Below are 25,717 nucleotides of genomic sequence, written 5' to 3' on the forward strand. Positions count from 1 at the left end.
CATTCGATTATTCCACAGCTCCTGGATGGGGAGCAGCACCAGTAGCTCCATCCGGTTTCTTCCTTGCCTTGTTCCTGTTACGCCGATAAGGCTTTTTGTGGTAGTCTGGTTTAAGGTTGGCCTGCTTTTCTTCAAGCTTTTCTTCCGCTATTTCGTGAACCGGCTCTCCCAACAAAAAGCCGTAGGGTTCAAGACTAGGCACACTATCAAAAATCACCTTTAATATGGCAGTAACCGGCAAGGCGAGAATTAAACCCGACAGCCCCCAAAGTTGTCCACCCAAAAACAGGGCTATGATGGCAGCGAGCGGATTCACACTTACTTTGGATCCCACGATATTGGGAGTAATGAAATTTCCTTCCAGAAACTGAACAAAACTCATCACGCCGATAACAGCCACAGCGTACCAGGGTGAATCCATCGTAACGATACTTAATAGGGCCGGAAGTACAGAGCCAATCAGTATGCCGATGTACGGAATGAGGATCAAAAAGCCGGCTAAAAACCCAAAAAATATGGCATGTGGCACGCCAATAATGAGTAAACCTATGCTGTTCAGGACACCTACGATGACAATCACCAGGAACAATCCCGCCAGATAACTTTTAATTACGTCATAAATTTTCTTGAGAAGCAAATTGAGCTCCTCGTTAGGAACACCTTTGATCGCCTTGTGAACGAATCGCCTGAAAAAATCCCGATACAGCAAAAGAAAAAAGATGTACAAGGGAAGCAATACAAATGTAGAAATGGCACCTGTAGTCGTTACCAGCGTATTGAGCAACACCGCCCGTCCCTCGCTGAGGGCATTTACAAGATACTTTTTGGCCTCGCTTACCTGCTGGGTTCTGCTTATATTCAGGTACCGCTCTCCCATCGTCAAAGTCTGATCCAGTAATACTTCGGCTTTATCAGTGATTCGTGGAAGTTCGTCAGCGAAACTTCCGATCTGAAGGGAAACGACGTACACCAACACCACGATCACCACGAAAAGTGCAAGTATACTGAGCAAAATGGCCCCTATACGTGGAACGTTGTGCCTCTCCAACCTGGCACAAACCGGATGTAGTAGAATGGCAAGTAATATTGAAAAAGCTACCGGAATGAGCGTTTCCCGCAATGTGTAAAGAATGAAAACCCCCGAAATAAGGGCTACAAAAATATATGCCAGCTTCTGGTAAGTGGGGGTTTGCTTATCTTTGTCCGGAAAGGAACGCAACGCTTGATTCATGAGTAAGTTAGTATATCTCTGGTTTGCCGTGAAAACGGTTTTTTGTAATTGTCAATCCGATCAGAAGATTAATGATTTCAAAAAAGTACGTTCTGAATACAAAATTAGTAAAATAGGCAAGCTTTCCTCGGTGGTTAATGAAAGTTCCGGACTGGCCAAGGGCCTGAGAAATAATTCGTTCTGGACCATCAATGATAGTGGCGGAGCACCTGAGCTTTATGAAATAGATTCCACAGGCAGGCTACGCTCCACCCGACCCGTTGCGGATGCCACCCATGTAGACTGGGAAGACCTTACCCAAGACAGTCTTGGTCATATTTACATCGGGGATTTTGGCAATAATGCGAATACAAGGCGCTCGTTGAACATTTATAAAATTTCTGAGAATAACCTGGGAACCGAAAAAATCACATTTAGCTATTCAGATCAGAAAGACTTCCCTCCCTCTCCCGAAAACCTGAACTACGATTGCGAAGCATTCTTTTATCACCACGAAAATTTGTACCTTTTCTCAAAAAACAGGAGCAAGACCAATCACTTTGTCAAAATGTATAAGATTCCGTCCGTGGCGGGGAATTATGTTGCCTCACCACAGGACAGTATACAGATTAAAACACAGGTGACGTCGGCAGCCATAAGTCCTGATGGCAAAACTTTTGCTTTGCTTACCTATGGCAAAATCCTGCTTTTTGATGTGGGTAGTGAAGGCGTAAATTTTGATAGACCGAAGGGCTGCTTCCGTTTCGTACACAAGCAAGCCGAAGCGTTGATCTTCCTCAATAATACCGATATGCTCGCAACCAACGAGCAAGGACAACTTTATAAAATTACTTACCGGTGATATTATGTTTATGTTAACAATGCTTGGAAATACATCATGTAAGCACAACAACCGCTAATTTCGAATTGGATTTAACCCAGAAAGCAAAAAATGGCAACCCAAAAATCTACAAATTCGACGCCAAAAGTATTAGTAGTAGATGACGATGCAGATATAGTTGAACTCCTCGAATATAATTTAATAAAAGAAGGTTACGTTGTAAAAACTGCCTCTACGGGAAAAAAAGCAATTGAAATTGCTACGACTTTTATCCCTGATCTGATATTGCTGGACATTATGATGCCGCAACTCGACGGAATTGAAACCGGCAGACTCCTAAGACAAAACGTAGATTTAAAAAACACCTACATTCTTTTTCTTACGGCCAGATCCGAGGAGTACTCTGAGGTAGCCGCATTTGAAGTAGGAGCTGATGACTATATCACCAAGCCCATTAAACCAAGGGCACTGATGAGCCGCATTAATGCCCTCTTTCGCAGAGAAGCACAAAAAGCGGAGTCCAGCGATCAGGTTGAGATCCAGGATCTGATCATTAACAGAAAGAACTATACAGTTACCCAAGGCGGGGACAAAGCGATTGTTTTACCGAAAAAAGAATTCGAACTTTTGTTTTTTCTCGCGCAGACCCCCGACAAGGTTTTCAGCAGGGACGAACTGCTTCAAAAAATATGGGGAGCAGACATTTACGTACTGGAGCGCACAGTAGACGTGCACATACGTAAACTCAGGGAAAAGCTGGGAGATCGGTACATCAAAACGCTGAAGGGAGTGGGTTACATGTTTTCCAACGAAGCCGACTGACGCAAAACGCCCTGTCGGGCAACATACGGCCATTTACTTTTCAAGTTCCTTATTTCTCTTTTTTCTGAAAGCCAGCTTGATATTGACCTCACCATTTTCATCGATTGCCCGCAGGTAAATCCTGGATCCTTCTTTCTTATCCTGATCATTCGGATTGAGCACATAGGTTGAATCCCGCTTCCTAAGGTTACTAAGCGGAATCTGTATGCTAATATCTGTTTTGTTCGCAAAACTGTAAATGCCATCGATATAAAGGGTGATCACATTGGACTCAATCTCCATGGGGCTTATTTCAATTTCCTGCCCTTTCAACTTAAAGTCGCTGCGAATCGGTGAAAACTCCACTTTCTCAAAGTTTCTCCTTTTGAACATTAGCTTTTTGATTTTCAGCAAAGGCTCAAAATTGATCAGATAGCCTTTATAAAGATCAAAATGCAGCGAACCTCTCATACTGCCGGGAACAATTTTGACACTATTGCTTAGCCTGGTTTGGAAACTGAAATCTGTGTTGAGTTTTCCTTTGAGGTTCTCAGAGGTAATGGTCTTCTGCCCGAAATTGTCAAAAGCATAAAACACCTTCTGAACATCGGCATTGGTCACTTTTCCGCGGAGCTTAAGAGACGGTAACTGGCCGATGCCTGAATTATCCATTTCTCCCGAAACCCGTACCGTAGTGGCACCAAAAGCGCTTAGCGAAAAATTCTCGATGCGGACAGAGTTGTTTTTCACGGTAAACTCGCCCCTGACATTGTTTCCCGTAAAGTGACGATACTTCAATTCTTTCGATTGAAGTTTCATTACGATTTCAATGTTGTCTATTGCGTTATCCAGCAGATCCACGAGTCTGACTTTCTTCTTCCCACGTGTGGATATATTTTGGCGGGGAGCCAGTAAAGTTTCAAGCCAGTTGAGTCTCCAGGTAGGAATGTTTACATTGACAAGCGCGCGAAGCGACTTCGGAGAGCCGAATAAATAGGGAATCAAATCCATCACTCTCCCTTGCATGAAAAGCATATTTTGCCCATCGGAAAAACTCAGCGTAGGAAATACAAGTGCCTTTTCGTTAAATGCAAACTCCCCTTTGATCTGTTGTAAATGGATCTGACGTGGCAGGTAGTCCATTGAAACGTTTTGAATGGAGACCTTGCCATAAAGCTTGCCATCAAATTTATCAGTTTTTGGATCAAAGAACCTTTTCAGATTTCCGTTGAAGTGAAAATCAATATTGATCTTACCCTTTTTGAACCGATACCGCGTCGGATCCAGAATGGGATCCAGGCTCTTGGCTTCCGCCCTTACACTTCCATCAATGGTCGCACGGGGATTTCTGAAATTATCCAGCACCAGCGAAAACCGGAAAGGAATGGTTTCAAAAAAGCCCTTCACCTCTGGCGCAGTCAGCCGGGCATTCTCAACCCCGGGCAATTGGGTGGTATCACCCTGATTGGTGTATTCCCCCTCCGTTCTCATATTTCGCAACATCCCAACAGGAATGGCATATTGAAATGTATCCGTTTTAAAATGAACATCCACCCTGGGTGGCTTCTGGGTTGTAGTCCCTGCAATTTTCACCTGAGTATCAACAGTCGCCTGCAAACCGAGGGAATCAATCTGATCTCTTACCTTCTTATTCAAAAGAGGCAGTGCATTTTTAACCGCAATCTTTCTGGCTTTGAAATTCAATTCAAATAGAGGAACACTATCGGCAAAGTTGAACTTCCCCTGTATGCCGATCGTATCCCTGGTCTCACTTAATAAACTCGATGGCCTGATTTTAAGCAACTTGTTTTCTGAATCGTAGGCTACGGACAGATCCAGATTAGTCTCCTGATTCATTAAAAACCCTCCCTTTTCCGGCCTGAATACTAACCCGTTAAAAAAAACCGCCCCTCTGAAGTGGGCCTCAGAAGTGGTATCTGTAAATGTCATCCGATTGGAGGCGTCATGAAACAAGGCACCGTACGACTTCCCGCTGACCGAATCCGAAAAGCTGGCCGCAAAATTAATAAACCGAAGATTACCAAGCTTCTCAACCAGACCATCCTTGTCTGTCCCAGCACTCTTTTTATCCTTACTATTTGCAGATCGGAATATGGATAAATTGGAATATCCATCTTTTTGAACAAACAGTCTCAGGCTACCGTTTTGAAGCACCAGATTTTTGATTTTAATTTCTCCTTTATAAAACCCGTTAAAATCCAGCGCCACATGCATGAGCTCGGCCTGTAAAAAAGGAGTTTTGTGGATGGTATACAAGCTGTCGGTCAGTTTTACATTCACGAGTGTAAAGTTTAGCCCAAGACCGCCACTAAAGGGACGAAACCGGAAATCTTCTATTTCCAGATTTCCGTTAAGTTTATCATTAACAATGCTTTGGACTTTACGAAAAAGTTCATCCCGGTTTCTATTGAGCCACACTTCCACGGCGGCAAACATGATGAGTAGAAACAATACAAGAACTCCAAAAACTTTTAAAATCTTAGAAAACATGAAAGAGCCGGGCTAATAGAATAATTCAGTTTAAAAATAACTGAATCTGATGAATTATATTACTGCATACTAAAAAACCATACCACGGGCATTATCTATACGCAGGCAGCCAAGAAACCGTAATGGTTTGGAAAATTTGACACTCCATTTCCGACAGGATTGATCGCGACCACCCAACCGACCAGGATAGATGCCGCAAATTACCAGCCGCCTTGTATGTTTATTCAATTGGAGTTCCAGGATAGAAACCACAGCTACACCGATACCACAACTGCCGAAGTTCCCAATGGCTTCCGTATTCACGGCAAAAATTGCTACTTTTGCGGATCATTTGTTATTCGTGGCGTTGGTGCTTCACGCCTTCCTGTAAGGAAATTGGCCAAAATCAAAAGTGCCGGTACTTTTTGCTTGCCGGCCACCACCTTCAAATGACCACTTTATAACAGCATTCAGAAAAGTACTTACACATCATGTTACTAAGCGAACAGGAGATACTACGCCGGCAAAAGCGTGAAGAGTTAATTCGGTTGGGGATTGAACCTTACCCTGCCGAAGAATTTGAAGTGAACACCTATGCAGCAGACGTTCACAAAAATTACGAAAACAATAAAATTGACTATAAGCACGTCACCATGGCCGGCCGGCTGATGGGCTTTCGGATTATGGGAAGTGCCGCTTTTGCCGAGCTGCAGGATAGTACCGATCGCATACAGCTTTATTTTCGCAGGGACGATCTGTGCCCGGGCGACGATAAAACACTGTACAACACGGTTTTCAAAAAGTTGCTGGATATCGGTGACATGATCGCGATTACAGGCTTCGTGTTTACCACGCAAACCGGCGAAATTTCTGTGCATGTTCAGGAGTTTAAAATATTAAACAAATCGCTGAGACCGCTGCCCGTAGTAAAACGGGATGAAGAAGGAAATGTATATGACGGTTTCACGGACCCGGAACTCCGCTACCGGCAACGCTATGTGGACCTGATCGTGAACCCGGATGTACGCACTATCTTCACAAAAAGAGCAAGAATTATCACAACGATGCGCTCTTATTTTGACGCGAAAGGCTGGCTTGAGGTAGAGACGCCCGTTTTGCAAACCATTCACGGGGGCGCTGCAGCACGCCCGTTTGAGACGCATCACAATGCGCTGGATACTGACCTTTTTCTTCGTATTGCTACCGAGCTTCACTTAAAACGCCTGATTGTCGGAGGATTTGAAGGTGTGTACGAGTTCGGAAAACTTTTCCGCAATGAGGGAATGGACCGAACGCACAATCCGGAGTTTACCACGGTGGAACTGTATGTCGCCTACAAGGATTACTTGTGGATGATGCGGATGACCGAAGAAGTTCTGGAACAAGTTGCGCTATCGGTAAACGGAACCACGACGGTGAAGTTTGGCGAAACGGAACTTGATTTTGCGGGGCCGTATCCAAGATTGAGCATCACGGATGCGATCCACCAATATACCGGATTGAATGTGGATGCGCTGGATGAGGCAGCGATAAGGGCTCAATGCCGGGAATGGGGAATGGAGGTGCACGAATCCATGGGCAAAGGAAAGCTCATTGATGAAATTTTTGGAGAAAAAGTAGAGGCTCACATTATCCAGCCTACTTTCATTATAGACCACCCGGTGGAAATGTCTCCGTTGACCAAAAAACACCGCACCAAACCGGGGATGGTGGAACGATTTGAGCTATTTGTCAATGGCAAGGAAATCGCGAATGCCTATTCGGAGCTTAACGATCCCGTGGAACAAAGAGAAAGGTTTGAGGATCAGTTAAAACTGAAAGAAAGAGGAGACGATGAAGCCATGGAGATGGACGATGACTTTCTGCGCGCTTTGGAATACGGCATGCCTCCAACGGCAGGTATTGGTATTGGCATTGATCGCCTTACCATGCTTCTGACGAATAATGCAAGCATTCAGGAAGTAATTTTCTTCCCTCAGATGCGCCCCGAAAAGAAAACCGAGATCGCAAAGGAGGCGGACTATCTGGCAGCCGGCGTGCCTGCAGTGTGGATACCCGCACTGCAGAAAATGAATATTTTAACAATAGAACAACTCAAGGGAGCCAGCCCCAACAAGATTTTTAATGACTTGGGCGGAATGCGCAAAAAGTTGAAGGTCGATGAAAAGATGCCCTCGCTGGATGACATCAAGGGCTGGGTAGAATAATTTACCCCCCTGAAATGAAAAATACCGCGGCTGGCCGCGGTATTTTTCATTTCAGGTAAAAAAAGATTTACAGTTTTTTTACCTGCACAGCGTTAAGTCCTTTTTTCCCTTCAACAACCTCGTACTCAACCTGGTCGTTTTCACGGATAGTAAGGCCCCCCAATCCTGTCACATGGACAAAGATGTCTCTGTTTGTGTCGTCTTCAACGATGAAGCCGTATCCCTTAGCTTCATTGAAAAATTTTACAGTACCTGTAGGCATAATGTTGTAAAAAAATTAAATAAGGTGAAATTACATGAAGATATGTAACCGATCCATTTGTTATCCCAATTGTATTCACCAAATAATTAAGGGAGGCTCAATTGATTGACGAAAGAAATGTTGGCAAATGTCAGAATGACATATTAATAATAATGAACTATTTACAAATTCTTCAATCACAAAGAAACAAAAATTGTTCGGAAAACAATTTTTTTACCCGAATAATTTGAGAATTTGCGAGTTAACGGTAAATTACCGTTTCGTTATCCGTTCGATAAAAACTACAGCGTTCGTTTGCTAATTACGCCGAAAATTGCTAATTATGAGGCAATTATTCCAAAAAAGGATATGAACCGACTTAGGTATTTCGTGGAAGATCAGATATTTGGAGTCTGTACAAGGATAGGCGAAAAGCTTCATTTCCCTGCCAGTACGATCCGATTATACTTTATTTACGCAACCTTCATGACTTTCGGGTCTCCCATTATCCTCTATCTGGTTCTGGCATTCTGGATGGAACTGAGGCTGCACTGGCGCGGACGGAGCAGCCCTACGATTTGGGAGTTGTAGGAAACCGCATACCTGTAAGCTGATCAAAGCGATGCTTACCCAGCACAAAATATTCCCATACCACACTTCTGAAGTACAGTGGAGCCCGATAGGTAGTTCTTTTTTCCCTCTTGCTTAACTCCGGAATCATTGCGTAAAAAGCAAAGTGGGCTCTGATGATAGCAAAAACATCGGGCCACGCACCAGTACTCACAAAACGGACGCTGGACACCCCGTCAAGAATAATCCTGAACAGGATCGTTTTCCAACGCCTTCCTTTTGGAAGATTTTTAAAAAGCATGATCAGATTATTCCTGTAATTCAGGAAGGTTTTCCTGGGATTGGATTTGTGCAGGGTGCCACCTCCAACATGATAAACCACGGATTTTCCGCAATAGGTGACCCGATTGCCCCGATTCTGTAATCGCCAGCACAGATCGATCTCTTCCATGTGTGCAAAAAAACATTCGTCAAAGCCACCCGACTGATGAAATGCATCCGATCTTATAAAAAGACATGCGCCGGTGGCCCAGAAAACATCCGCTTCGTCATCATATTGCCCCAGATCTTCTTCCCTTGTATCGAAAATACGACCCCGGCAAAAAGGGTAACCCAGATAATCCATAAACCCTCCGGCTGCACCGGCATACTCAAAGTGCGTGGGCAGATCGTAGGCCAGAATTTTGGGTTGGCATGCAGCTATTCGCTGGTCCGATTCCATAAAAGTAATAACGGGATCTATCCAATTCTCCGTCACTTCAATGTCGGAGTTCAGCAAGATATAGTACTTTGAATCAATTTGCCTTAATGCCTCATTATAACCGCCCGCATAACCCTTGTTCTCACGGATCGAAATGGTCCTTACCTCCGGATAATTTTCGCTTAGCCAGGACATAGAAAAATCCGTAGAGGCATTATCTGCCACCCACACGTCATTTCCGGCTGAATGAGCCAGAATATTTGGAAGAAATTTTTCGAGGTAGTGCCTGCCGTTAAAGTTCAGGATAACAATAGCAACAACTGGGGTCATTGATCTGAATACATTATTTCATCAACCCACCAAGATCCAGCCCCGGAATATTGGGCAGAACTCCATCTGTTGCTTTTTGTAAATGTTCCTTGATTTTCGGTTCAATTTTTTCAAATGCTTTATTAACGGCTGCCACTATGAGATCCTGAAGCATTTCTTTATCATCCGGATTCACCAGATCTTTATCGATTTCAAGGCCTATCAGTGTTTTTTGTCCATTGACCGTAGCCCGAACCATACCTCCACCCGATTCCGCAGAATCTACGATCGACGATAGCTGATCCTGAGCATCTTTCATGCGCGACTGCAGGTCCTTCATTTTACCCATGAGGCCCATCATATCTGCCATATTTCCAAACATATATCTTTGAATTAAATTGTTCTCTTATAAAACCTGGAGACCAGAAATGGTTCCCTACCTCAAAAGCATAAAAGTACCGTTTTTTTCGACAGTCTGATCAATTATATCCACAACGGCTATTCTGTAAACATAGGATCCCACCGGGGCGTTTACCCCATTCACCGTCCCATCCCAGCCTTTATTGATATCATCTGAATGAAATACAACCTGTCCCCACCTGTTGAGAATCGACATGCTAAACGACTTAAATAATTTGGATTTTGCCACAAAGGTCTCATTTTCACCATCGCCATCAGGAGAAAAAGCCGCGGGTACAAACACACTGATGTTACGGCTGATGGAAAGAACGTTGGAGAAACTTTGAAGCTGCCCGTTCTCGGAATCGGCCTGAACCTGAAAGGTAAATTCCATGGGGTCGTCGCTGGAAAATTTGGGCGTGTAGGAAGTAGTCAGCTTCACAGGTAAATCCTCGGAAGAGCCACTGCTTTTTTTCAAGATTGTATATTCCTGCACATCATCCAGAAACGGCTTTTCCGATGTCCAGGTCAATGAAGGCAGCGACATCGAAAGCAGAATCGTACAGACGGGCTCCGTAGCCGGTGATCTTTGCCCACATGCATTTTGATAACTTATTCTATAACAATAGGATTGACCACCTGTATTCACATCCTGATCCAGATACTCGTTTTCGTTGTATAACGTAACCAGCCTCCTGAAGGTGGAAGTGCCTGGATTTGCTTTTTCAATAATCAGCTCATAATTTCCCTTTGAACCGGACCCGGGTATTACTGCGTTAATTCCAACCGTTTTATCTCCCAGCACAGTTACACTGGCCTGCTCCAGAGCCTTTGGACTGGTTACGGTTGTTTTGATACTCACGGGAGCCGATTTGGAAACAACCTTATCCGCAGTGGCTACCAGCTGGTATTCAAAATTATCACCGCATTGAACGTCTTCGTCTGTATAAGTAGTTTCGCCAATGCCCGAAAACTTTTTAATAGAAACCCCATCTTTAAAGAGCTCATAGCTGACAAACCCGCTATTGGCCGGATACTCGTTCCATGTGAGGGTATTAGCTTCGTCGGCCGAACCGCCCGAAAGTGTCATGGAAGTGACCACTTCGCTATCGACAGCACCGCCGCATAAGTCTTTTGAGGCCAGCTTAATTTTATAAACCTGGCCAGGATCCAGCCCGTTTATACGTGTAACCTGCGTACCTCCACCAGACCTCGTCGATGTCGTTGTAAAAAGATTACCGTCACCGCTATATTGCACATCCGTGGATACCCCGGTAACACCTACATAGTTCATTTCGAGAACTCCGTTTCCTTTCATTTCAAGTGAATTGACCTGCACACTGTTGAGCTGAGGTTGCTGGAAGGTAACAGGCAGAGATAACGGTTGTCCTGCAGGACACGAGGCGTTATTTCTGTAAATACCCGTAATGCTAATTATTGGCACGCCATTTACAGAAGCATAAGTATGTTCGATCTCAAGTCCTCTTTCTTGTCTCCAGGTTTCTCTTTCGCCATCTCCCCATTTTATCTCCAGCTCATCATAAGTACGAAGATAAACATTATCAATTAGTGAAAGTTTTACTTTCCCACCCCCGCATGAATTGTACTGCGCAGTAATTGGCGATGACTCATAAACGATAACATCTTCGCATTGATAAAATATGCTCCCACCGCTATATCCCTGCTGTAAAATAGTTCTGGTACCAGCCACCCCAAAAATAACTGAAGCAGAATTTGTTCCTCCGCTGAGAACGTTGGATCCCTTTACATAACCATAGTAATAAGTGAGTGCATCCGGGTCTGCACCAGGAACAGTGTTAGTGACATTGACAGTCAGGGGTGAGCAGCCTGCCTTGGGCGATATGGTAAATCCGCCGTTCTGTCTACAATATCCCTGACTAAAAGAATCATTACAAATGAAATACGATGCCGTTAACAAAATATACAGTAATTGTATTTTCATAATTCGAATTTTAAATTAGTAGCTTCAACACCATTGAGCGTTGTTCCCACTCTTTATATTATGTCAAAAACAGTTCAACCTTCGTCTGATGGATTATTAAGTCAATAAAAACACAACATTTTAACAAATAGGAGGGATCACCACCAGCAGTATTAAACATCTATCTTGAAATCAATAAACTTGCTATCAGCGAATCAAAAACAATCCTCCGCTCCTGGATAACTTTTTCCCTTTTGTATCCTCAACCTCCACTTTATAGATATAATATCCCGGGAGAAGCTGTGCTCCTTTTTTATCCTTTCCATCCCACCCGTTCCTGGAATCGTTCGTCTGAAAAATCAATGCCCCCCAGCGGTCAAAAATGGAAAGGCTAAAGGAATTCGTGAAATAACTCTTGACCTCAAACTTTTCGTTAATCCCGTCGTTGTTTGGAGTAAAAGCATCCGGGATTTTCAACACAACATCTCTGCTGAAATTCAGTATGTTGGAAAAGCTGGTGAAGTTCCCCGTCAGAGAGTACGCTTTAACCTGGAATTTGGTTGCAGGGTTTTGTTCAAGAGCTACCGAATACGTATTGGTTAACCCCATAGGCTTTTCATCCTCAACGGCTGCCAACTGATCCATTTGTACCAAACCGTAAGACCCAACACCACCCAGAACAGGCGTTGCGGCGGTCCAGGTAAGATCTGCCGCATTACTACTTAACAAAATGGAACATACCGGCTGACTGAATTCAGGAGAACTCAATTTACAGGCATTGGTGTAGCTGAAACGGTAGCAGTAAGAATTTTCCGTGGTATTCACATTCAGATCCTGAAAAGTCAGACTTTGATTATTAGCCCCGGAAACCTTTTCCCAGGATGTGGTATTGGCAACTGACCGTTCAACCACCAGATCGTATGTCCCCGTGAGCCCGGCACCACCAATAGCAACAGTGGTCTCGATTTGATTTTCACCGGAAACGGTAACATTGGCGCCCTCAATCGTTTCAGGCGCACTACTTTTGGGCTCTGCTTCAATCGGCGCTGAATAGGAGCGCACATTACCTTCAATGATTGCTACCACTTCGTATTTGTACTTGTTGCCACATTTTACCCCAGTATCAATGTAGGACAGCTCTTTTGTCTCATGAATGACCACTCCATCCCTTAGAAGCTGGTACTTGATGAGTTCGGCAGCGTTACTGTAAGCAGTCCAGATGAGGGAGTTGGTTTCATCAGCAGAAGTTGCAGCAGATTTCACCACCAAACTACTTACCTCGCTACTCTCAACAATATTATTGCATATATTTAGAGATGACAATTTAAATTTATATACCGTTTCCGGATTCAGATTTGTTATCACAACTGACTGCGCACCAGCGGTCGAAGTACCTTTTTGAGTCTCCACAAAAATCCCATCCCCTTTATCGACCAGGACCTGGGTGTTAATGTCATCCATTCCCTGATAAACGATTCTAGCGTTCCCATCGGCGGCCATCTCCACACCACTAATTTTTATTTTTGCCAGTGAAGGAGGCGTCACAGCACCAGAAATGACCCTCGGACTCATTACCTTCTGGCAAGAACCATCTAGATACTTTCCAGCGAGAACAATGGGAGGTGTGGTTCCTGGTGGGTATGGATGATTAACGATAAGATTTTTACCAATTGGCAATGTCCAGGTTTCTTTTGCACTACCATCACCCCAGTCGATTACGATCTGATCAAATGCTTTGGCAATGGTGTCGTTGACAATGGTTAATCGTACAATGCCATTTTCACAGGCTGTTAGTGTCGCTTCAGGCTGCCGCGTTTCCCGGACGGTAAAATCTTTGCACGCCGTGACACCCGTACCATCTAAGCTACCATACTGAAGTATTGTATATACTCCGGGCTTTGTATACACGTAGGAGGGAGTCTCGGTAACATCCTTTTTATCAGGCTCGTTCAGTTGAGTCCGGTTAAAGTTGAAGGCATAGGAAATGTTCTTCGCATTTGGTATTTCACTTACAACTTGAACTGTTTCTCCCACACATCCGATGACCGGGGTTATGTTAAAGCCTCCGCCTCCTTTGGCACAAAACTGCGCCTGAACCGAAATTGTAAGAAACAACCCCTGGATAATCAACGCTATAAACAGTAGTTTTAGCTTCATAAGTGTGTTATCAAGATAATTAACAGAGTGCCCTATTTTCCCTACACTTGAAACGTATAAGAAAAAACCTTTGTTAATTTGAACCGGGGCTCAAAAATAGAACTTTTCAATATTAAGGCCGTACCTTTGCCTTTTTAAAACGCGCTTTTACCCGAAACTATTTTTCATCAACCCAATTACCGAAATAATAATCATAATTAATCGTGTTAGATTCAATAGAAGAAGCAATTGAGGCCATTCGCCGGGGCGAAATGATCATTGTAGTGGACGATGAAGATCGCGAAAACGAGGGTGACTTTATTTGTGCAGCTGAACTGGTTACACCAGAAATTGTCAATTTTATGGCACGTGAAGGCAGGGGACTGATCTGTGTGCCCATCACGGAAGAACGTTGTGCAGAGCTGGAACTTGAAATGATGGTGGGGAAAAATACAGCCCTGCACGAAACCGCCTTTACCGTATCTGTTGACCTGCTTGGTCATGGTTGCACTACCGGAATTTCAGCAAGTGACCGGGCAAAAACAATACAGGCCCTGGTCAATCCCGACACATTACCAGCCGACCTTGGCCGACCAGGTCATATTTTCCCGTTAAAAGCGAAAAAAGGAGGTGTTCTGCGCCGAACGGGTCATACCGAAGCAGCAATAGACTTCCCTCGCCTGGCCGGACTGGCACCCGCTGGGGTCCTGGTGGAAATCCTGAATGAAGATGGTTCCATGGCACGGCTTCCCCAGCTGAGGGAGATTGCCAACAGGCTGAACCTCAAATTGGTAAGTATCAAAGACCTGATTGCCTATCGATTAAGAGAAGAATCGCTGATCAAAAGGGAAATAGGCGTGGATATGCCGACCAACTGGGGGCACTTTGACCTCATTGCCTACCGCCAGATCAATACAGGCGATTTACACTTGGCTCTGGTAAAAGGAACCTGGGAGAAAGATGAGCCAGTGCTGGTTCGCGTCCACTCGTCGTGTGTAACGGGAGATATATTTGGATCATGCCGGTGTGACTGCGGACCGCAACTTCACGCGGCCATGGACATGGTGGACAAAGCGGGAAAAGGGGTAATTGTATACATGAATCAGGAAGGGCGCGGTATTGGCTTGCTGAACAAGCTTAAGGCCTACAAACTACAGGAAATGGGCCGCGATACCGTAGAGGCGAACCTTGAACTTGGTTTCACCATGGACGACCGTGATTATGGCGTTGGTGCCCAAATATTACGGGATCTGGAAGTTTCAAAAATCAAACTCATTACCAATAATCCGAAAAAACGCGCAGGCTTGATTGGTTATGGGCTGGAAATCGTTGATTCCGTGGCCATTGAAATAGCCCCCAATCCACATAATGAAAATTATCTGATCACTAAAAGAGACAAGATGGGCCACAATTTAGGTCACCTTGGTTTTCCTGCCAACAAAGGATGAGTGTGATTCAGCTGGTTGATACCGACCATGACATAGATAAGTGCCGCAGAGCCATACAAGCATTACGTCCACTGCTAACGGATGCCTTGTACCCGGAAGCAATACATAAAACGTTGGCAGATAATCGTCAGATGGCATTTATTGAGGAGAATGACGAAGCCGTTGCCGTTGCCGTCTTTGAGACAGGCTACAACTTGTTCAGAGGCAAATACATCTACATCGATGATTTGTCGACCCTTCCCGAGGCACGCGGCAAGGGGTATGCGGGACTACTTCTTGACTGGATTTTTGATTACGCCAAACGGGAGCAGTTTGACGAAATTCACCTTGACTCTGGGGTAAGCGAGGCCCGGACCGACGCGCATCGGTTATATCTGAACAAGCGCTTCCAGGTAGCCAGTCTGCATTTTTCAGTTAAAGTTTAATTCATAAATGGCGAAGACCGTTCTGTGAGAAGAGTCTTCTTTCGAGCTGATCAATTTACTAAATGGATATCAATCAAATTTTTGACGCCTTTAATTCCCTGAGAATACTGGTGATCGGTGACGTGATGCTCGACTCCTATGTGTGGGGAAAAGTGGAGCGCATTTCTCCAGAGGCACCGGTTCCGGTGGTGAACGTTCACCAGAGAGAGTATCGGCTGGGCGGTGCAGGCAATGTATTGCTCAATGTACAATCACTTGGCGCCCAAGCGATTATTTGCACGGTGATAGGTAACGACGGACCTGGCGACCTGCTGGAGAAAAGTCTGAGGGAAAAGGGGTTGAATTGTGAAGGCCTTATTCGCAGCGATGAGCGGATTACCACCATTAAGGAACGTATCATAGCGGGCTCTCAGCAGGTTGTTCGTATTGACACGGAGACAGATAAGCCCATTTCCCAACTTGAAAGCGCCCGATTGGTCGCCACAGCCAAGGAACTTATTCCGTCGTGCCAGGTGGTCATCTTCGAGGATTACGACAAAGGCGTATTGACCAGTGATAATATTGCAGAAATAACAGCATTCGCCAACGCACATCAGGTACCCACTGTGGTGGATCCCAAGAAACGAAACTTTTTGGCCTACCACAATACCACCCTGTTCAAGCCCAACCTTAAGGAACTTCGGGAAGGGCTGAAAATTGATTTCAATGTCGATAACCAAGAGGAGTTGCAGGCAACGGTCCAAACTTTGAAAACGACCCTAAACATTAAGGGTGCATTGATTACCTTATCCGAAAGGGGGGTGTTCATTGATTTTGATGGTGAAGTGCACCAGCTTCCGGCACATATCCGGCAAATTGCGGACGTTTCAGGCGCAGGAGATACAGTGATTAGCATTGCTGCCTGTTGTGTGGCGTTGGGGCTTTCTCCGCAAACAATCGCAGGTATTTCAAACCTGGGAGGGGGACTGGTTTGTGAATGTGTGGGTGTAGTGCCGATCAACAAGGAAATCCTGAGAACGGAGGCATTAAAACTGGCATAGGTTATCCAGCACCATCTTCATGGAAACTATACCCATATCTGTCCCTTGCAAGCGATGCTAAGACAAGAAATTCATTTTACTGTTATACTCTCCCCGGTACATTGAACTGCTCAATTAACCAGTCTCGCTTTTGCTTGGAAACGGGTATCTGTCCGCCGTCGGACATCAGCAGGTAGCCCCCTTCCTGTTTCACAATTTTCCGTAAAAAATGCGGATTGATCAGGTGCGAATGATGCACCCTTACAAAACCGTTTGGCTCCAATGCCTGCTCAATCTCCTTGAGCGTACGGCAAATAACCAGTTTTCTGCCGTCGGTCAGGTGAAAGTGGGTATAACTGGTGTCGGCCATGCAGCGTATAATCTGATTGATTTCAATGATTTCGTGTCCTTCATTGGTCGGGAGGGCCATGCGTTGTGGCGGTGTTTTTGGTGACAGATGTTCCTGTAAAGTCTGGATCTGCGGGAGCTGTAATTGCTTGATTTTCTTTTGTTGCCAACTGACAAGTGCGTCTTTCAGCTCGGTTTCATCAATCGGTTTCAGCAGATAATTCAAGGCACTCACCCGAAACGCCCGCAAGGCGTATTGATCGTAAGCGGTGGTAAAAATGACATCGAAATGAAATTCCTCGAATTGTTGCAGCAAATCGAAACCATTGAGGCGAGGCATTTCAATATCTAAAAATAAAATATCAAACGAGGAAACGCGCATAAACTCCACTGCCGCTTCCGGCTGGTTGAACTTGGCTAAAATCTGCACACCCATATTGAGGCGTTTGAGCTTCATTTCCAAAACCTCTGTGGCAGGTTTTTCATCGTCAATTAATATCACTCTTATCATTATTATTTTTTGTTAGCGGATTGGCTTCCAATAGGTCATAAACGATTCGAATCATTGTCCCGGAATCATTTTTATTCTGTAAATCAATAATTTCAATGTAAAGCTGGTTGGGATAATTTCGGTTAAAGAGCGCAATACGCTGCTGCGTAATGTCCATGCCATAGGATTTTCTTTTCACCGATGAACGGCTTCGCATCTCGGCGGATTTTTTTCTACCAATACCGTTGTCTTCAATTTCAAACATTACCCGCTGTTCGCCTGCTAACCGAACCCGTATTTGTAACGTTTTAGCGCTTTTATCCGAAGGCATCAGACCGTGCCAAATGGCATTTTCAACAAACGGCTGCAACAAAAGCGGCGGAATGATAAGATGGTGCACGTCAACACCTTCTCCGATATCAATAGAATAAGTAAATCCTTCGCCCAGGCGTGTTGCTTCAATATCAAGATAGTACCGCAACGCCGTTAACTCTTCTTCGAGCAAAACAGACTCTTCGCGAGAGTGATTGAGAATCATACGCAGTAGTTTTGAGAATTTGGCCAGGTACCCGGTCGCTTTTTGCTCGTCATTGGTTAAGATCAAATACTCCAACGAATTAAGGCTGTTGAACAAAAAATGTGGATTCATCTGGCTTCTCAAAGCCAGCATTTCGGTTTCGGCCATCCGTTTTTCATAAAAAGACTTATTTTGAAGCTCTTCATAATACGCCAGCTGACTCTCGGTTTTCTCCTTTTCCAGCAAACGATACCTGTGTGCGAGTGCCAACGAAAGTACAATGATTTCGGCCACCACGGCGAAAGAGAGCGTCATCAGGTCATCCACATTGGCGGGTAGCTTTACGCCTTTCAGAATAACCTCTCCGGCTCTTAGCCATGCCAGTATTCCAAACAATCCCAACATGCAGTTGGCCCAAATGACGTAGCGCACCATCGGTGATTGGACATTCCGGCTCATCCATACAAGCGTGATGATATAAATAGGCAAAGCAATGAATCGCCCTCCCCAAAACGAAAACTGACTGAAACCGCCGTCGTTGGTCAGCAACATCAACACCATATACAAAAAGCCATATCCAGCCAGCAATAGCGCCAGCTTGTGAAACCACCGGTTCATACGTGGGTGGGATTTGGAAAGGTTGAGCAATTCTGTCATAAACAACAGATATGCCCCGATTCCCCACCATAGCAGGGATTCCATCAAGTGGATTTTGAATAATGGCCATTCGCCCAGGCTTTGGCCAAGTGGGGTGTAGGCCCTGGTTTTAAGCAAGGAAAACAAAAATCCGCAAACAATGTATCCCCAATAATATGCATAAATACGCTGCCGGTACTGGAGATACAACAAGCCCACAAACAGCACAGTGAGTGCCAAAGCCCCCTGTATCCAGCTTCGATACTGGAATTCGGGCATATTCCGGCGATATTCCCCCAGGGTCTTTTTTACATAAAATGCTTCCTTTTCAACCTGCAGACGCAGGGAAGGCTTTGTGGACTGCGACCCGGTCCAAAAAGGAAAAATCCCAGCGTGATTGGAAATCTGCGCCAACACTTCGATGGCGGATCGCCTATCAATCAACAAAGGTATGTAGCGGTCATCCTCCTTCATTGCCCATTGCGACGAGGGGGTCATATAACCACTTTTGAACACACGCCGCTGCGCATTTTGTTTGACATAAAAAACAACAATCTGGTTGGCCGCATGCACATTGGCATAAATGGTTTGAGCCGTATCGGTATCATTATCAATCCAAAAATGCAGCCAGGTGATGCTATCAGCATGGGTAACCGTTTGTGGGTTTAGGGGTTGCCAGTTGGTCAGCTGTTCCGCAGAAGGGTCTTTAGGCACTTTCTGCTTTTCACGAAGGGAGGTATTGGTAGTCAATGCTTTATGAAAAAGCATCGAATGCTCCCTAAATTCACTCAGACGCAAAGTATCGGGCACAGCTTCGGCTTGAAGCGCCATCAACAGGCATAAAAAAAATAACAAGCGCCCGGGCATTTGAAGGAATTAATGTTTTGTTCAAATAAAATAAATTTCCGGAAAATCCCGGTACTTTATCCGACAGGTTGGTTATTTGAGTCCACCAGAATGCCTTTTGGCTTTACAGTATTTTGAGTTGACCTCAAAACTTGCTCATTAACTCAAACCCCGCCTTCGTGTATTCAAATGCTTTGCAGGTGAAATAGCAAGGGTAAATTTTGACCAAAAGTGACAGATTTGATCCGTAAAACAAGTCATTTTCACTTACCACGGTTAAAATAAAAATGATCGCCAACGTATTCCATCCGTTCCCGTCAAAGCCTGTTTGCCTCCTGGTCGCTTCTTTACTTTTTTTTGAAGCTTCGGTTTTTGCCCAAATCCGTGTGAGGGATCCCAAAACAACGGCCGAACGTAGCGTTGAAGGTCGTGTAAATGGACGTATTGACCAGGGTATAGACAAAGGCCTGGATAAAGTGGAGGAGGGCATCGGTAGCCTCTTTAAGAAAAAGGATAAGAATAAAAAACAAGAGAAAGAAGAGCCACAAAGCAATCCTACCGAAGTTTCTGATACGGGAAGCACCTCGAAAAATAGCCCCAAGTCCAATGCTCAGGAAAGCAAATCCGAGCAGCCGAAATCGCTAAAAGTTTACTCAAAGTTTGACTTCGTTCCAGGTGAAAAAGTAATAGCATTTGATGATTTCTCAACCACCAACGTCGGGGATTTCCCTTTAGGCTGGAACACCAATTCCTCGGCAGAAGTGGTTACCCTCGACGATAGCCCCACTAAGTGGCTGTTTATGACCAAGGATGGGTTTTTTCAGCCTACTTACATCAAGGATTTACCTGAAAACTTTACGCTTGAATTTGACATCTATAACCGTTACGTGAACGGAAATATTTTGACTTATCGCTTTCTAATTCATGCGAGTGACAACCCCAAGCGCGACTTATCGGACAGTGATATTGCCAAAAGCGGTATCTATTTTGGATGGAGTGGCGGTACCGGTGAAGCTAATTTTTCAGCTTATGAGAAAGGTGAAAAAATAATCAAAAATGACGATCTGAGTATAAAAGAGCTCATGTGGGACGAAAATCCTGCCAAGGTGCGATTTTCGATTTGGCGGCAAAAAACACGCTTACGAATTTATGTAAATCAAAATAAGGTACTGGACCTTCCGCAGGCTTTCGATACAGAAAGTAAGTATAACGTATTTAAACTGGGGGGGCGGTACATGAATTTTGCGACAGCCGACAATAAGGATGAATTCATGGTATCAAACATACGCTATGCAGTAGGCGCGCCAGACACGCGCAGTAAACTCATTACCGAGGGCAAGTTTAGCACCACCGGTATTTTGTTTAATGTCAATTCCGACAAAATCAAACCCGAATCGTATGGTGTTTTAAAGGAAGTGGGCTCGGTCCTGAAAGAAAACGCAACGGTTAAAGTACGCATCATTGGTCACACAGACTCTGACGGGGAGGACGCTGCTAATCTTGATTTGTCGAAACGTCGCGCGGCATCGGTGAAATCTGCGCTTCAAACAGAATTTGGCATTGATCCCAACCGCATGGAAACCGATGGTAAAGGAGAGACCCAGGCCGTGGCTCCGAATACAACACCTGAGGGGAAAGCCAATAACCGCAGAGTGGAATTTATAAAACTTTAAACGGGGAATCGTCACGAAAAATGACCGCACTAAAAGAGGAAGCCTACCAGTTTATGCCTGCCTGTCCCAATCCCAGTTTACGAGTAAATTTTGACGAAATTCCGGACCTGCTTGTAATGTATCTTACGCTCGCTCCGATGTAAGGCGCGGTGGCCGGCGTGGTCGAGGTGAGGTTCTCCCTTGCACTGTTGAAGGTGCGGATCTGGCGAAAAGTTGAAACACCCGCTTCGAGTGAAATATTAATTACGGAAAACAGGTGCACGTTGGCGGACGCGCCCACTTTGATATTTCTATAATTTTCACGACGCATCATTTTCTCCTCAGGGGTTTGTATCTGAAAGCCTCCACTATAACCGTTGAGTCCGGCCAGCATATCAACATTGAACCAGGGCGTTGCTTTGTAATTCACATTGGCCATAAAAGGTAACAGGGCTGATGCCCGCCAGTGGCGGCCAAGACCTTTGTTGACACCCAAAACGGGAATGAAACGTAACTTTTGATTGTAGGACAACACAGTGCCGTACATGAATTGTGTGCGAAGCCCCAGGATGTGCATACGCGCTGCACCACCCCAAAAAAACGGTTGTGGAGCAAAAAATGTCTGATTAGATTCGGTAATACCCAGTCCACCGCCGTACACCCACAGCCGGTCTTTGATACTTGCCTGCATGCGAATCACACCGAGCGATAAAGTTTTGTAACCATTGTCAGGAGAATTCTTGTCATCCACTGTAGGTTGTATCTGGTTGAAATTGGCCAGCATAACGGTATGTACAGCGCGCAGATCGAGCTTCTTCCGAAGACTGTACCCAAGCTGTACCTCACTGTGCACGGGAATAATGCCAAAAAATCCCGTCCGGGTCAATCCGTAATCCTGCGTGCCATTCATGCTAGTGGGAACGGTGTAGTCTGCTTTTAAAGTTACGTTCGGATAAAAAAGCCTGCTCAGGCCAAAATGCTGAGCGTCTGCGGACGAGACAGATACCAATACAAAAAAGGCTGATAAAGAACGAAAACACTTCATGCGGATATCTTGGGGTGGTATTTAGGGCAAATAACGCGGAAATATCGGGGCTATTGTATACCGGACTGCTGAATATAAGAAAGTCCGTTTATTCTTAATTTTTATAAATTGTGAAATCGGTATTCAATATCCGCTTTTCAAAGTCGTTGAATGACATAAACAGTGGAGCGTTATCCATGTAGGCGCCAGAATAGACAATCTTTTCCACAGACAGCTTTCTTTGTTTGATCAAATCATACAGAAGCTTCTCTCTGGGCCTGGCATTTTTGCTATCAGCCTGAGCATTATAAGGATTCTCGTAAAAATAGACAACCTTTTCTATTGGCAGAAAGTAACAAGCAATGTATGAAGTGCTTACATTTTCCAAAGCAGGATTGAGAATAATGGCCAGCAAAGTATTGGTTTTAAAGTCCTTATCGAAAGTAGTAATGCGTCCTGCCCGATGAAGCTGCCTCCCGGTGGTATCTTTGGAGAAATTCCACCATGCACTTCTGTCATCCATTCCGGATCGTTTTGGATAAATCAACTTTGTATTTTGAGAAAAAAACACTTTATAAGAAGAAAAATCGAAAAAGTCATGCACACAATAAATGTTGCCGATTCGATGACTGGGAAATTTCCTGTACAGCTCCTGAATCATTTGAGCGTTAACCTTCTCATTGTTAAAATCAACCATAAATAGGTCTAAAACATGCTTTCCGGCGCGAATCAGCAACCTATTGTTCCCAAACCTACTTTGTTGCTCCATGACGTGCAGCTTCTGGCTAATTTCATGAATCCGAAATATAATTGACTCTTCTTTAACGGGTGCAGGCATAAATAAAGACGAATTTACAGCCTCATTTAAACCTTCCCAGGTGAGTTTCTTCCTTACGGCAGAACCCATACTTGTCCACAGTTCTTCAACCGATACTGGCAAAAGGAATCCCTTTATTTCTTTGAAATCTTTGTAAGTGGTTATTTGCTTTTCTTGAAGAAGCCTCTTTTGTTTCGATGGATCAGAATCCCGTATCGGTTCGCTCCATCGCCGAAGGATATGGCTCTTTTCAGTGATAAATACGTCTATCCATTCGTCTTGTTTTTTTACCTGGATCATGTGACACGATTCCCCATTTACAGATGACAGGCCAGCATATCTCAGAAGCACCGAATCCGAGGCCAGGTAGTTTAGAATGCCCAGAGGATTTTTTTGAGCCGCGGAATAACTGGTGTTAATATCGTCAATGTATTTTGAAGAGTCTGTTTTGCCAGTCAGACTATTAAACTGCATTCGAATCCAAGCCGCTTTCCTGAGAGATACATCGGTGACGACTTCGTCAGAAAAGTTGGCATATTCCTCCGCAGAGCTTTTGTATAGTTCTGCCGATTGGGTAGCGAAAGCAAATTCGATCTGTTTCAAAAAAGAGTCCGGCAATGTTCTTCTAATAGAATCTAACTTGGAGGATATGTCTGTAAGAAACTCCTCGGGTATGCTGTACGAAGTATCGAATTCGATTTTTAATCTATACTGGTTTAGTTCTTTTCCGCCTGTATGTGCGATCAATGCCTTTTTCACGATCTCTTTCGGAGTTACAATTTGAGCGAAAGACTGAAAGTCTAATAAAAGGAGTATAAAAGCTAGTACAAAATACTTCATGAAGGGTATTGCTAGGTAATTATCGTAACGCTTCCGGCCAGCAAACATAATCAATTCAATTTCTATGAAAAAGTCCTTATTACTGTTAATACTATCAATAGGCGCTTTGGTAACAAGTGGCCAGGCACAAGAAACCACTTTCGCTGAAAAACTGGGCTATCCCAAAGGGAAAAAAGTCCTGATCATTCACGTCGACGACGTGGGCATGTCCTACGAGTCCAATCAGGGAGCTATAAAGTCTATCCGCGAAGGTGTTGCCAACTCCCTGAGTGTAATGATGCCCTGTGGCTGGGTGCCGGGCTTTGTGAATCACTGGATTGAAAATAACAAGGATCTTGATGCCGGACTGCACCTGACCCTGACTTCGGAATGGAAAGATTACCGCTGGGGGCCATTGGCCGGAAAACCAAAAGTAAAAGGCCTTGTGGATCCGCAGGGTGCCATGTGGCGGAGTGTAAGCGATGTGGTCAAAAATGCAACTCCGGATGAAGTAGAGACAGAAATTCGCGCGCAACTGGAACGAGCCCGCACCATGGGATTTGAACCCACCCACCTGGACTCACACATGGGAACCTTGTTTGCCACGCCCGAATTTTTGCAACGTTACTTGAAAGTCGGTATGCAGGAAAAAATCCCGGTCATGTTTCCGGGAGGTCATAACACCGTGGTACAGCAGCAGGAAAAAGGAATAGCCGACCAGCTGGCCATGACACGCGTTGTGGGCAAGCAACTCTGGGATGCCGGCCTACCCGTGCTGGACGATCTGGAAAACAGCAGTTATGGCTGGAAAGGACCCGAAAATTGGGATAAATCAGAGAAAGCACTTCAGAAGTACAAAACAGAAAAATACATCAACGCCATCAAAAACATCAAACCGGGGCTGACGATGGTGATTATGCATTGCACCACCCATTCAGAAATTTTCCCCATCATCACCGACTCGTATCCCACGCGTGAGGGGGATTATCTGGCCATGGTGGATCCGGAACTGAGAAAATATATTGAAAAGGAAGGGATTATTCTTACAACCTGGCGGGAAGCAATGGAGAGACGGAGTAAGGTGAAATAGGGATTCGCTTGTATGTGCATTTTACGGCTGCTGCTCCTCCCAAATCCGCTGTAACTCTTCCAAATCAGCCAAATCCTTGGGACGGGCAGTGGCCATTTTTTCTTTAATCAAATCCCGTAAATGTATGACCTGAAAGGCGATCCCGTCAAAATCGGCCTGTAATGCCCTCTTGTAACAAGCGTCGAAATCCGCTTCCGAAAATGCTTTGAGTGAATGACCTAAATCCAGCTCAAAACCCGACAAACCGAAACGAACAGACGTCCAACCGAAAATCAATGGCCTTCCCTGCAACAAATTGGCACCCACTACCTCACTTGCTAAGAGAGCATTAATGAGTGCTTTGGTATTTACTTCATCATTTTTTATCCACAAATCCATATCCTGTGTGGTACGGATATGCCCATGTACCACTCCTGCCATGCCACCAACCAACAAATATCTGACCTGAAAACGATTCAGGCCTTCAAGAAGATTTTGGACATCATCACTGCTTATATCCATCGTAATCTTTCTTTTGTTTAGCGGATTGGCACGATACAGTTTCTCTGCAAGTCGATTGAGCCTGCCTAACGAAGCAATATTTTCATAATGCTGAGATTTGAATTGTTGCATAGACATATTTTATTCAGCTTATTCCGAATTATACGTAATATATTCATAATAATGTATAAACGATAAAAGCCCTGACAACCAAAGTTATCAGGGCTTACTATTTCTAAAGGCTAATCGCTGAAAGCTAA

The 25,717-nt window shown here is 44.6% G+C and carries 22 protein-coding genes; 10 read left to right on the forward strand and 12 right to left on the reverse strand.

Annotated elements, in window-relative coordinates; translation table 11 throughout:
- Nucleotides 1–7: 7 nt before the first annotated feature.
- Nucleotides 8–1,231, reverse strand: coding sequence for an AI-2E family transporter (locus DYADSP32_RS17900; protein WP_149241469.1), 1,224 nt, complete (start codon nucleotides 1,229–1,231; stop codon nucleotides 8–10).
- Here DYADSP32_RS17900 and DYADSP32_RS17905 point away from each other — a divergent pair.
- Together DYADSP32_RS17905 and DYADSP32_RS17910 are read left to right on the forward strand one after the other, a co-directional pair.
- Nucleotides 1,230–2,072 carry a hypothetical protein gene (locus DYADSP32_RS17905; RefSeq protein WP_149241468.1) on the forward strand — a complete coding sequence of 281 codons (843 nt, stop codon included), beginning with the start codon at nucleotides 1,230–1,232 and terminating at the stop codon, nucleotides 2,070–2,072. The genes DYADSP32_RS17900 and DYADSP32_RS17905 overlap by 2 nt on opposite strands.
- 90 nt (nucleotides 2,073–2,162) lie before the next feature.
- The gene (locus DYADSP32_RS17910; RefSeq protein WP_149241467.1) at nucleotides 2,163–2,873 is read left to right on the forward strand and encodes a response regulator transcription factor; all 711 of its coding nucleotides are present in this window, start codon (nucleotides 2,163–2,165) and stop codon (nucleotides 2,871–2,873) included.
- Between the two features lie 33 nt (nucleotides 2,874–2,906).
- Here DYADSP32_RS17910 and DYADSP32_RS17915 read toward each other — a convergent pair whose 3' ends face one another.
- A complete protein-coding gene (locus DYADSP32_RS17915) occupies nucleotides 2,907–5,363 on the reverse strand; it encodes an AsmA-like C-terminal region-containing protein (protein ID WP_149241466.1) in 2,457 nt (818 codons plus the stop codon).
- A 216-nt stretch (nucleotides 5,364–5,579) separates the two neighbouring features.
- On the opposite strand from DYADSP32_RS17915, the gene DYADSP32_RS17920 reads away from it, so the two are divergent.
- Together DYADSP32_RS17920 and lysS are read left to right on the forward strand one after the other, a co-directional pair.
- Nucleotides 5,580–5,795 (forward strand): hypothetical protein, encoded by a 216-nt coding sequence (locus DYADSP32_RS17920; RefSeq protein ID WP_149241465.1) that lies wholly within the window; start codon nucleotides 5,580–5,582, stop codon nucleotides 5,793–5,795.
- Between the two features lie 38 nt (nucleotides 5,796–5,833).
- Entirely contained in the window at nucleotides 5,834–7,549 is a 1,716-nt protein-coding gene (lysS, locus tag DYADSP32_RS17925) for a lysine--tRNA ligase (RefSeq protein WP_414617881.1), read from the forward strand.
- Nucleotides 7,550–7,616: 67 nt separating this feature from the next.
- On the opposite strand, the gene DYADSP32_RS17930 is transcribed toward lysS, so the two are convergent.
- Nucleotides 7,617–7,811 carry a cold-shock protein gene (locus tag DYADSP32_RS17930; protein ID WP_149241463.1) on the reverse strand — a complete coding sequence of 65 codons (195 nt, stop codon included), beginning with the start codon at nucleotides 7,809–7,811 and terminating at the stop codon, nucleotides 7,617–7,619.
- Nucleotides 7,812–8,159: 348 nt separating this feature from the next.
- On the opposite strand from DYADSP32_RS17930, the gene DYADSP32_RS17935 reads away from it, so the two are divergent.
- A complete protein-coding gene (locus tag DYADSP32_RS17935; protein ID WP_149241462.1) occupies nucleotides 8,160–8,381 on the forward strand; it encodes a PspC domain-containing protein in 222 nt (73 codons plus the stop codon).
- Here DYADSP32_RS17935 and DYADSP32_RS17940 read toward each other — a convergent pair.
- From DYADSP32_RS17940 to DYADSP32_RS17955, 4 genes are all read right to left on the reverse strand, one after another.
- Nucleotides 8,362–9,390, reverse strand: a complete 1,029-nt coding sequence (locus DYADSP32_RS17940) for a glycosyltransferase family 2 protein (RefSeq protein ID WP_149241461.1) — start codon at nucleotides 9,388–9,390, stop codon at nucleotides 8,362–8,364. The genes DYADSP32_RS17935 and DYADSP32_RS17940 overlap by 20 nt on opposite strands.
- 13 nt (nucleotides 9,391–9,403) lie before the next feature.
- Nucleotides 9,404–9,751 carry a YbaB/EbfC family nucleoid-associated protein gene (locus DYADSP32_RS17945; protein ID WP_149241460.1) on the reverse strand — a complete coding sequence of 116 codons (348 nt, stop codon included), beginning with the start codon at nucleotides 9,749–9,751 and terminating at the stop codon, nucleotides 9,404–9,406.
- Nucleotides 9,752–9,805: 54 nt separating this feature from the next.
- The gene (locus tag DYADSP32_RS17950; RefSeq protein ID WP_149241459.1) at nucleotides 9,806–11,731 is read right to left on the reverse strand and encodes a gliding motility-associated C-terminal domain-containing protein; all 1,926 of its coding nucleotides are present in this window, start codon (nucleotides 11,729–11,731) and stop codon (nucleotides 9,806–9,808) included.
- 186 nt (nucleotides 11,732–11,917) lie between these two features.
- A complete protein-coding gene (locus DYADSP32_RS17955) occupies nucleotides 11,918–13,867 on the reverse strand; it encodes a gliding motility-associated C-terminal domain-containing protein (RefSeq protein WP_149241458.1) in 1,950 nt (649 codons plus the stop codon).
- A gap of 251 nt (nucleotides 13,868–14,118) precedes the next feature.
- Here DYADSP32_RS17955 and DYADSP32_RS17960 point away from each other — a divergent pair, with 251 nt between their 5' ends.
- The 3 genes from DYADSP32_RS17960 to DYADSP32_RS17970 all read left to right on the forward strand — a co-directional run bounded on the left by DYADSP32_RS17960 (nucleotide 14,119) and on the right by DYADSP32_RS17970 (nucleotide 16,759).
- A complete protein-coding gene (locus DYADSP32_RS17960) occupies nucleotides 14,119–15,294 on the forward strand; it encodes a bifunctional 3,4-dihydroxy-2-butanone-4-phosphate synthase/GTP cyclohydrolase II (protein WP_414618171.1) in 1,176 nt (391 codons plus the stop codon).
- On the forward strand, nucleotides 15,291–15,719 hold the full coding sequence (locus DYADSP32_RS17965; RefSeq protein WP_149241456.1) for a GNAT family N-acetyltransferase: 429 nt from the start codon (nucleotides 15,291–15,293) through the stop codon (nucleotides 15,717–15,719). The genes DYADSP32_RS17960 and DYADSP32_RS17965 overlap by 4 nt, the downstream gene beginning before the upstream one ends.
- A 62-nt stretch (nucleotides 15,720–15,781) precedes the next feature.
- On the forward strand, nucleotides 15,782–16,759 hold the full coding sequence (locus DYADSP32_RS17970) for a bifunctional ADP-heptose synthase (RefSeq protein ID WP_149241455.1): 978 nt from the start codon (nucleotides 15,782–15,784) through the stop codon (nucleotides 16,757–16,759).
- Between the two features lie 82 nt (nucleotides 16,760–16,841).
- On the opposite strand, the gene DYADSP32_RS17975 is transcribed toward DYADSP32_RS17970, so the two are convergent.
- Both DYADSP32_RS17975 and DYADSP32_RS17980 read right to left on the reverse strand, forming a co-directional pair.
- On the reverse strand, nucleotides 16,842–17,597 hold the full coding sequence (locus DYADSP32_RS17975; protein ID WP_149241454.1) for a LytR/AlgR family response regulator transcription factor: 756 nt from the start codon (nucleotides 17,595–17,597) through the stop codon (nucleotides 16,842–16,844).
- Complete coding sequence (locus DYADSP32_RS17980) at nucleotides 17,575–19,584, reverse strand: histidine kinase (protein ID WP_414617882.1); 2,010 nt, start codon at nucleotides 19,582–19,584, stop codon at nucleotides 17,575–17,577. The genes DYADSP32_RS17975 and DYADSP32_RS17980 overlap by 23 nt, the downstream gene beginning before the upstream one ends.
- A gap of 278 nt (nucleotides 19,585–19,862) precedes the next feature.
- Between DYADSP32_RS17980 and DYADSP32_RS17985 the strand changes: the two genes are divergently transcribed.
- Entirely contained in the window at nucleotides 19,863–21,248 is a 1,386-nt protein-coding gene (locus DYADSP32_RS17985) for an OmpA family protein (RefSeq protein ID WP_149241452.1), read from the forward strand.
- A 43-nt stretch (nucleotides 21,249–21,291) separates the two neighbouring features.
- Here DYADSP32_RS17985 and DYADSP32_RS17990 read toward each other — a convergent pair whose 3' ends face one another.
- Together DYADSP32_RS17990 and DYADSP32_RS17995 are read right to left on the reverse strand one after the other, a co-directional pair.
- Nucleotides 21,292–22,272, reverse strand: a complete 981-nt coding sequence (locus tag DYADSP32_RS17990) for a hypothetical protein (protein ID WP_149241451.1) — start codon at nucleotides 22,270–22,272, stop codon at nucleotides 21,292–21,294.
- A 94-nt stretch (nucleotides 22,273–22,366) separates the two neighbouring features.
- Entirely contained in the window at nucleotides 22,367–23,908 is a 1,542-nt protein-coding gene (locus DYADSP32_RS17995; protein WP_149241450.1) for a hypothetical protein, read from the reverse strand.
- Between the two features lie 64 nt (nucleotides 23,909–23,972).
- Here DYADSP32_RS17995 and DYADSP32_RS18000 point away from each other — a divergent pair, with 64 nt between their 5' ends.
- The gene (locus DYADSP32_RS18000) at nucleotides 23,973–24,977 is read left to right on the forward strand and encodes a polysaccharide deacetylase family protein (RefSeq protein WP_149241449.1); all 1,005 of its coding nucleotides are present in this window, start codon (nucleotides 23,973–23,975) and stop codon (nucleotides 24,975–24,977) included.
- A gap of 21 nt (nucleotides 24,978–24,998) precedes the next feature.
- Here the strand turns inward: DYADSP32_RS18000 and DYADSP32_RS18005 are convergent, their stop codons facing one another.
- The gene (locus tag DYADSP32_RS18005; RefSeq protein ID WP_414617883.1) at nucleotides 24,999–25,589 is read right to left on the reverse strand and encodes a DUF6036 family nucleotidyltransferase; all 591 of its coding nucleotides are present in this window, start codon (nucleotides 25,587–25,589) and stop codon (nucleotides 24,999–25,001) included.
- Nucleotides 25,590–25,717 lie beyond the last annotated feature (128 nt).

It is taken from the genome of Dyadobacter sp. 32 (assembly GCF_902506755.1).
Taxonomy (GTDB): domain Bacteria; phylum Bacteroidota; class Bacteroidia; order Cytophagales; family Spirosomataceae; genus Dyadobacter.